This is a genomic window from Pseudomonas viridiflava (assembly GCF_003702045.1).
GTDB classification, from domain to species: Bacteria; Pseudomonadota; Gammaproteobacteria; order Pseudomonadales; family Pseudomonadaceae; genus Aquipseudomonas; species Aquipseudomonas viridiflava_C.
Map to the genome: position 1 here is coordinate 1 of NZ_RBTP01000046.1, position 9,461 is coordinate 9,461.

Annotated in this window: 1 protein-coding gene; it reads left to right on the forward strand. The window is 51.8% G+C overall.

What is annotated here, in order from left to right; genetic code table 11:
• A partial coding sequence (locus ALP40_RS15120; protein ID WP_122209047.1) for a calcium-binding protein occupies nt 1-9,256 on the forward strand: 9,256 nt, incomplete at its 5' end.
• Nucleotides 9,257-9,461 lie beyond the last annotated feature (205 nt).

The following is a 9,461-nucleotide window of genomic DNA, read 5'->3' on the forward strand; positions in this document are numbered from 1 at the left end:
CTCCCTGTCGGGTGGCGATGGTCAGGACAACCTTTCTGGCGGTGCCGGAGCTGATTTGCTGGCGGGCGGTAGCGGAAACGACTACCTCTCTGGCGATGCCGGCGATGACGTACTGGACGGCGGTGCGGGCAATGACGCGCTTTCGGGCGGTGAAGGGTCGGACACTTACCGCTTCAGTCGTGGTTGGGGCCAGGACACGATCAGCAACTACGACCCTAGTACTAACAAGTCGGATGCCATTGAGTTTGCATCTGACATTCTGCCTGGCGATATCGTTGTAACTCGCTCCTACGATGACTTGGTACTGGCGCTGAACGGAAGTGCCGACAAAATAACCGTCTCTAGTTACTTCAGTAATGATGGTGATAATGCTTACAAGCTTGACGAGATTCGTTTTGCCGATGGTACAACCTGGAAGCCGGATCAGGTCAAAACCATGGCGGCCTTCAAAAGTACTGATGGCAACGATGTCCTTACGGGTTATGCATCGGACGACAGCATCAGTGGCGGGTTGGGTAACGACACGATTTACGGCCGTGCCGGGAATGATACGCTGTCAGGCGAGGCCGGTAGCGACACCTTGTACGGTGAGGATGGTAACGATCTTCTCAACGGTGGTGCAGACGCCGATTTGCTTTATGGCGGCAATGGCAATGACACTCTGGATGGCGGTGGCGGCAACGATACGCTTGATGGTGGTATGGGCTCTGATACCTATGTGTTACGCAAAGGATCGGGCCAGGATCAGATTAATAACTATACCTCGGACGATAAGACAGCCCAGAAAATCGATAAGGTCAAACTGGACGGTTTGAATCCGGCCGATATCACGGTGCAAAGAGAATATAACGATCTGGTTATTCAGATAAAATCGACGGGTGATTCGATCCGCGTCAATTCCCACTTCAACCAAGATGGTGACAGCGTCTACGCAGTGGATCAGCTTCAGTTTGCGGATAGTACTGTCTGGGATGGTGCGAAACTGAAAACGGAAGTGCTGAAGACGACTGGCGACAACGATACGATCATTGGTTATCAGACTGCCGACCAACTGTTTGGTCTCGCTGGGAATGACACGCTCAGTGGTCGTGGTGGCGATGATTTTCTGGATGGTGGTGCTGGCAAGGATACCCTCAACGGAGAAGAGGGCAGCGACACTCTTCTGGGCGGCGCCGACAACGACACACTGAGCGGCGGAGAGGGTAACGATCTCCTCGACGGTGGAACGGGCAATGACTCGTTAGCAGGTGGGCTTGGATCGGATACCTATGTTTTCCGTCGCGGATCGGGCCAAGATACGATTTATAATTCAGTCTCCAACGAGGCCAATACTGACATACAGGACGTTATTGTTCTTGAAGGTCTCAAGCCCGAAGATGTAGTGATGCGGCGCGAGTCCGATGACTTGATCATTCAAATCAAAGACACGAATGACTCTGTTCGTGTAAGCGGGCACTTCAGCTCGTACGTCGCATATAACTACGCAATCGATCAGGTAAAATTCGCAGATGGATCTGTTTGGGACACCTCCTTCATCAAGTCTGCATTGCTGACAGGTAACGCGGGTGATGACAACATCACCGGCTATGAGACTGCAGATATGCTGAAGGGGCTCCGTGGTAACGACACGCTTAGTGGTCGGGCTGGCGACGATGTTCTGGACGGCGGAGATGGCCGGGACACTTTGAATGGGGAGGATGGCAACGACACTCTGCTTGGCGGTGCTGGTAACGACATGCTTTCTGGTGGCAATGGTGACGATGTCATGGATGGCGGTTCAGGAAACGACACATTGAGTGGCGGCGGTGGGTCGGACACCTATATCTTCCGCAAAGGTTCCGGACAGGACACCATCTTGAATTACGCCTATTCGGACGCAACTCAGAATAAACTCGATGTAGTGAAACTTGAGGGGCTGACTGCATCGCAAGTCAGTATCCGGCGTGAGGGGGACGATCTCATTTTCCAGATCTCTGATACTGGTGAAACCCTTCGTGTCTCGTCACATTTCAGCAGCGACGCCTATGCTATCGATCAAGTGCAGTTCAGTGACGGCATTTTCTGGGATAAGACCCAAATTACTGCAGCGTTACTGGTGGGTACTGCTGGGGATGACAGCATCACCGGCTACGCCACTGAAGACAAGTTGAGCGGGTTGGCGGGCCACGACACGCTTAGTGGGCGCGCTGGTAACGACATTCTGGATGGCGGAGAGGGCAATGACACCCTTTACGGAGAGGATGGCAGCGACACTCTGCTGGGTGGAAAAGGCAACGATGCTCTGAGTGGTGGCGATGGTAACGACCTCCTTGACGGCGGCGTCGGCATGGATTCGCTTGCTGGAGGCAAGGGCTCTGATACCTACACTTTCCGTAAAGGCTACGGTCAAGACACAATCAATAACTCTGCTTACAACGACACGACTGAAAACAAGCTGGATGTTATTCGTCTTGAAGGCTTGAACGTCTCAGATGTGGTTATCAAGCGCGATTCAGACGATCTTCTGATTCAGATTAAAGAGTCTGGTGAAACTTTACGTGTCACCTCTCATTTTAGTGCCAGTACGATTTACGGTTATGCAATTGATCAATTGCAATTTGCCGACGGAACGATTCTGGAAAATGCACAAATCAGAGCTGCATTGCTTCTGGGAACTGACGCTGACGATGTTATGACGGGGTACAGTACAGATGATGTCATCGCCGGTGATGGCGGCAACGATACCCTTAGTGGTGGTTCCGGAAGTGATAGGATCGAGGGGGGAGATGGCAAGGATAATCTCTCTGGAGATGACGGCGATGACCTTCTCTTGGGCGGTTCGGGCGACGATTCGCTTTCTGGCGGGGATGCCAATGACACGCTTAAAGGTGGGGCTGACAACGACTCTCTTAGTGGCGGTTACGGCGATGATTTTCTAGATGGTGGTTCAGGCAATGATACGCTATACGGTGGGTATGGCTCGGATGTATACGTCTTTGGCCACGGCTCTGGCCAAGACACGATCAACAATTCGGCCTATAACGACACGACCGTCAATAAGCTTGATGTAGTGCGGCTTGAAGGGCTGAATCAGGCTGACGTTTCCCTACGTCGTGATTCAGACGATCTGGTTATCCAGATCCGCGACTCGGGAGATACACTGCGTGTTGCCTCGTATTTCAGCTCCAGCGCCATTTACGGTTATGCGGTTGATCAATTGCTGTTCGCGGATGGATCAACGTTGAACGTTGATCAGCTCAGAGCGGCAATACTCAAAGGAACACAAGAGGATGACTCTCTTATTGCGTTCGAATCCGCAGATTTTCTCAACGGGCTTGGTGGGAATGACACCATCAGCGGTCGTGGCGGCGATGACGTTCTAGATGGAGGTGATGGTAAAGATACTCTCTCTGGTGAAGATGGTAATGACACGCTATTTGGCGGTGCTGGCAATGACACTCTTAATGGCGGCTATGGCAATGATTCTCTTGATGGTGGCTTAGGCAACGACTCTCTAAGTGGTGGTGTTGGTTCAGATATTTATGTGTTTCGTAAGGGCGCAGGCCAAGACACGATCAACAATTCAGCCTACAACGATACGACCGTAGGGAAGCTCGATGTCATTCGATTCGAGGGACTTAACGCTGAAGACATTTCTATTCGCCGTGAGTCCGACGATTTGATTCTCCAGATCAAGGAGACTGGCGATACTCTTCGAGTCACCTCTCATTTTAGTGCCAGTGCTATTTCCGGATATGCCATCGATCAGTTGCAGTTTGCTGATGGGACGCTCATGGATAACTCGCAAATTAAACTGGCCCTGCTAGGTGGGACGGAGGATGACGATACCCTCGTCGGCTACGACACCGATGATGTGCTTAAAGGTTTAGCGGGCAATGACAACATTAGCGGTCGTGCAGGTGCCGATATTCTCGACGGTGGTGCCGGTAAGGACAGCCTTTATGGTGATGAAGGTAATGATGTTTTGCGAGGGGAGGCGGATGACGACACGTTAAACGGTGGCATAGGAGATGACCTTTTGGATGGCGGTGCTGGTAATGATTCCTTAGCGGGCGGTTCCGGTTCGGATACCTATGTATTCCGTAAGGGATCGGGCCAGGACACCATCAATAATTCAGTTTATAACGACACGACGGCTAATAAACTTGACGTTATCAAGCTGGATGGATTGAACCTCTCGGATATTTCGCTGCGGCGTGAGTCGGACGACTTGATCATCGAGATTAAGGAAACCGGTGAGATTCTGCGTGTGACTCAGCATTTTAACGCTAGCCTGATCTCCGGTTATGCGATTGATCAGCTTCAATTCAGTGATGGATCGTTTCTGACAACTGATCAGATCAGAACCGCGTTGCTTATTGGCACCGTAGGTGACGATATCATTTTCGGTTATGACTCGGCAGATGTTCTAAAAGGGGCTAGCGGTAATGACACCTTAAGCGGCCGAGCCGGAAATGATGCACTCCTCGGTGGCGAAGGCAAAGACATGCTCAATGGCGAAGACGGCAACGACATTCTTGACGGCGGTGCTGGGAACGACACTTTGAACGGTGGTTATGGGTCAGATACCTATGTTTTCCGAAGAGGAGCTGGGCAAGACACCGTTAACAACTATGCCTATAACGATACGACGCCCAACAAGCTGGATGTCGTGAAACTGGAAGGGTTAAATCCAGCGGACGTCTTGCTGCGCAGGGAAGTAAATGATCTGATCATCCAGATCAAATCTACCGGCGAAACGCTTAAAGTGTCTTCGCATTTCAGCACCAGCGCCATATTGGGTTATACGATTGACCAGCTTCAGTTTGACGATGGCACGATCTGGAACACAACAGATATCAGTTCCAACCTAGCAGGGCAGACCTCGGCGGATCCGTTGAACCTTGCCGGCACAGGTGAGAACGATGTTCTTGCGGGCGGCGCAGGCAATGACACGCTGAGTGGCGCCGCCGGTGATGACGTGTTGGATGGCAGGACGGGGAATGATCGTTTGGACGGCGGTGCAGGAGATGACATCTACCTATTCGGTAAAGGCGCTGGTCAGGACACTATTTCATCCTACGAGGGACGAGTGGGTAAGCTGGATACTGTAAGGCTGACAGCGTTGAATGCCTCTGACATCAGCTTGGTACGCGACGCCAATGACCTTGTTATCAATGTCAATGGCACAGCTGATAGCTTGCGCATCTCGAATCACTTTATTGGTGAAGCTACTTCAGGCTATCAAATTGATCGTATCCAGTTCGCTGACGGGACGTTCTGGGATCAAGGTACGGTCAAGTCAGAAGTCCTGCGTGGCACAGCGGCCGATCAGACCCTGGCTGGTTACCAAGCGGATGATCAAATCGATGCGGGAGCCGGTGACGATATCGTCAGTGGTGGGGCTGGTAACGATACGCTCAAAGGAGGTATTGGCTCCGACACATTAAATGGCGAGGAAGGTAATGATGTTCTGCGAGGTGGTGCTGGAAACGACATATTAAGCGGCGGCGCCGGAGATGACACCCTTGATGGAGGCGATGGAAACGATCGTCTTGATGGCGGAGCAGGTAATGACAGCTATCTGTTCAGAAAAGGTGCTGGCCAGGACACGATCTATAATGCCTATGAAAACCGCGTCGGCAAGCTTGACAGGGTCAAGTTGACTGATCTCAACGCATCTGATGTCACGCTTTTCCAGGAAGGTGCAAATCTGGTTATTCGGATCAATGGTTCGACCGATAACCTCATAGTCATGAATCACTTCCTGAATGATGCAACCGGTGGATACCAGATTGACCGCATTCAGTTTGCGGATGGCAGCTTCTGGAATCAGTCTGTTATCAAGGCTCGCGTTCTTCAGGGAACGGACGGTGATCAGTCTCTGACAGGCTACAGCACAGACGATATTATTGACGTCGCGGCCGGTGACGATACGGTTAGCGGTGGGGGAGGCAACGACACTCTATTGGGTGGAGCTGGCGCCGATAGGCTTAACGGTGATGACGGCAACGATCTTCTTCAAGGAGGCACCGGAAACGACATCCTGAATGGGGGTATCGGAAACGACATCCTGGATGGTGGTGCAGGAAATGATCGTCTAGATGGTGGTGCGGGTGACGATGCATATTTATTTGGCAAAGGCTCTGGCCAGGACACGATCTACTACGCCTATGAGGCACGTGCAGGCAAGGTCGATACCGTCAAGCTGAGTGACTTGAAAGCTTCTGACATAACTATCTCTCGTGACGCTGCTGATCTGATTATTCGCATTAACGATACTACCGACAGTATGCGGGTACTTAATCATTTTGCTGGAGACGCAGCGACTGGTTATCAGATAGATCGTATTCAGTTCGCAGATGGTTCGTTCTGGGATCAATCGATTATCAAACTGCAGGTATTGAAGGGCTCCGATGCGGATCAAAGCCTGACGGGATACGCTGGCGACGACATAATCGACGCGGGTGCGGGTGATGACGCTGTGTCCGGTGGCGCGGGTAACGATACTCTGTCCGGCGGTAGTGGTTTAGATACGATCAGCGGCGACGAAGGTGATGACAACCTGAATGGCGGCGCTGGTAATGACACCCTTAATGGTGGCACTGGCGATGACATTCTCGACGGCGGTGCAGGTAATGACCTCCTCAATGGTGGCGCTGGAGATGACACCTACCTGTTCGGTAAGGGCTCTGGCCAAGATTCGATTTACTATGCCAATGAGTCGCGCCTAGGCAAACTCGATACTGTGAAACTACTCGGTCTGAACCCGAGTGATGTCACCATTTCCCGCGATGGGTACGACCTTATCCTAAAGGTGAATGGCACAACCGATAGCCTGCGTATCTATTACCATTTCATGGGCGATGCTACGTCTGGATACCAGATTGATCGTATTCAGTTTGCAGATGGCAGCTTTTGGGATCAGACATTCATCAAGACCGAAGTATTGCGTAGCACGGACGCTAATCAGTCATTGACTGGTTACGAAACGGACGACGTGATCAATGCCGGTGTGGGGGATGATTCGATCAGCGGCAGCGGTGGTAACGACACCCTGTCCGGTGAAGCGGGTGACGACACTGTCAGTGGTGGGACAGGTAACGACACTTTGATCGGCGGCAGTGGCGCGGACACTCTTAACGGTGATGATGGTGATGACCTTCTTCAAGGTGGGGTTGGCAATGACAACCTCTATGGCGGGAATGGTAATGACGTTCTCGATGGTGGATCAGGTAATGACCTGTTGAATGGCGGGAATGGTGATGATACTTACCTGTTCGGCAAAGGCTCTGGTCAAGACCGTGTCTATTACGCAAACGAAACCCGTGCAGACAAGCTTGATACCGTGAAACTGATCGACCTGAACGCCGGCGACGTGAGTCTCTCACGCGATGGTTATGACCTGGTTATACGAGTCAACGGAACAACCGATAGCTTAAGGGTTGTTTACCACTTCATGGGCGATGCGACTGCTGGATATCAGATTGATCATATCCAGTTTGCTGATGGCAGTTTCTGGGATCAAACCGCAATCAAGACGCAGATCATGCAAGGCACTGCGGCGGATGAAACACTGTCAGGAACGTCGGCTGACGACACCATCGATGCGGGCGCAGGTGACGATACCGTCAATGGTATGGCTGGCAGCGACACGCTCTCTGGCGGTGCCGGTGCCGATACGCTAAATGGTAACGACGGTAATGATGTTCTACAGGGTGGTGCAGACGACGATGTCCTCTACGGCGGGGATGGCAGTGATGTGCTTGATGGCGGGGCAGGTAACGATCGCCTGGACGGCGGAGCTGGAGATGACATCTATATATTTGGCAAAGGGGATGGCCAGGACTCGATCTATTACGCCAATGAGACTAGGGCAGGCAAGATGGACACTGTCAAGCTGACTGACCTGAATGCCTCTGATGTCAGTGTTACTCGTGATGGTATGGATCTTTTTATCCGAGTCAACGGTACAACTGATAGCCTGCGAGTGATCTACCATTTCCTGGGAGATGCGACTGCCGGATATCAAATTGATCGTATTCAGTTCGCCGACGGTAGCTTCCTGGATCAAGCAGCGATCAAGTTCCAAGTACTGCAAGGTTCTGATGGAGATGACACTCTATCGGGCACCAGCAGCAACGATGTCATTGATGCCGGACTGGGGGACGATACCGTCAACGGAGGAGGCGGTGACGATACCCTCAAGGGTAACGATGGTTCGGATACTCTGAATGGAGGAGATGGAAATGATTTGCTGCAGGGTGGAGCTGGTAATGACGCCCTCAACGGGAATGATGGTAACGACGTTCTTGATGCTGGCGCTGGCAACGATGTGCTGAATGGTGGTAACGGCAACGATACCTACCTGTTCGGTAAAGGCTCTGGTCAGGATACTGTTAATAACGGTGGTGAGGTTCGCATTGGAAAAACTGACACCCTCAAACTCACCGATCTTAATACTGCAGATGTGCAGGTCACACGTGAAAACAATGACCTTCTTATCCAGGTTATCGGTAGCTCCGACAGCTTGCGTGTGGCGTCGCACTTTGCCGGAGATGCTACGGCTGGATATGAGATTGATCGCATTCAATTCGCGGATGGTAGTGAGTGGAATCAAACCACAATTAAGTCGAATGTTATTCAAAGTACTGACTCGGATGATACCTTGCGTGGTTTTGCCACTGACGACGTGATCAGCGCGGGGCTGGGAGATGATGCTATTTATGGTGCTGATGGTAATGACACTCTCTCTGGCGGTGATGGTATCGATGCGCTGTATGGTGATGTAGGCAATGATCACCTATTGGGTGATGCCGGTAATGACACGCTTTATGGCGGTGCCGGTGATGACCTTCTTGATGGCGGAGCTGGCAACGATGCGCTAACGGGGAGCGAAGGCAGCGACACCTATGCGTTTGGCGTTGGTGGAGGGAAGGACTCGGTCAACAACTACGACGCAAGTACTAGTAACGACACCGTTCAGTTCGATGCCAGCGTCAGCCTTGAGGAGCTCTGGTTCCGTCGCAGTGGCAACGACCTGGAGGTTAGCATTGTCGATACGCCCGACAAGATTGTCGTCAATAACTGGTACTCCTCCAATGACTACCATGTGGATCAGTTCAAAACCTCCGATGGGAAAACCTTGTTAGACAGCCAGGTACAAAGCCTGGTCGATACCATGGCGTCCTTCGGCGTGAGTGCTGGCGCTGAAAGTAGTTTGACTCAATCGCAGCAGAATCAGTTGGATGCGGTTCTGGTCGCGAGTTGGAAGTAGTTTTGACGTAGATTCAAACTGTAAAAGGACGCCCCGGTTACCGGGGCGTTTTTATATCTGCTTTAGCTATGGAGCTTTGTAAGTGATCCATGATCCCCACATTCCAAGCCCGCATTTGATCCCCGATGCTTCGCTCCCGATCTCTTTCTGGAGCCAGCCCCGCCATGATGCGACCCGACGCCAAAGTCGAAAAAGTGTACCTCTA